This is a genomic window from Klebsiella sp. 141251 (genome assembly GCF_050600725.1).
Lineage (GTDB): Bacteria > Pseudomonadota > Gammaproteobacteria > Enterobacterales > Enterobacteriaceae > Klebsiella > Klebsiella aerogenes.
In genome coordinates, this window is the sequence record NZ_JAQIRG010000025.1 from 1 (window position 1) to 722 (window position 722).

Annotated in this window: 1 protein-coding gene; it reads right to left on the reverse strand. The window is 61.6% G+C overall.

The features are described from left to right. A partial coding sequence (locus PGR09_RS24485) for an MFS transporter (RefSeq protein WP_430916582.1) occupies positions 1 to 722 on the reverse strand: 722 nt, incomplete at both ends.

Sequence of the window (722 nt, forward strand, 5' to 3'; positions counted from 1 at the left end):
TTCGACAGCCCGGCAGACAGGTTGTAGACCGAAATCGCCGCCCCTTTATGCTTTGGCTCCAGCGCCGGGAACACCGCCGCCATCGGCACGAACGCCGCGACGAAAATCCCCAGCGCAATCGCCGGCACCAGCGCCATGGCGAAGTTATGCCCGAAGTGCTGCGGCAGGTAGTAAAACGCCAGGCTCGACAGCGCCATGCCGATGCAGCCGAACCAGCGCACCACTTTCATCCAGCCCAGTTTCTCCGCCACGATACCCCAGAAGACGTTGGAGAAGATGGTGGTGAAGAAGAACGCCGCCCACACCTGCAGCCATTCGGAAGTGGTGAAACCGAGCTCATCGACGAACATCATCGGCATGACCACCGCGAAGCCGAACAGCGACAGGGTGTTGATAATGCGCACAATGCTGGAGAGCATAATGCTGCGGTTGGTGTAGATAAGGGTCACCGCGCGCCCCAGTTCGGAGAACTTCTCGCGGGTGGTGAGGTTCTGCATATGGCGCGGGGTTTCGGTGTTGCGCAGCGCCGCCAGGGCAATCAGCCCGCCGGTGACGCAGAACGCCAGCGCCAGCCACAGGGTGCCCATCTCGCCAATGTGCGGGATGGTGAAGCTCGGGATATAGCTGCCGAACACGCCGATACCGACGGAGTAGACCGCCCAGAACCAGCCCAGCGCCGAGCTGGAGCTGTCGCTGCGGACGTTATGGATAATGGCGACGAT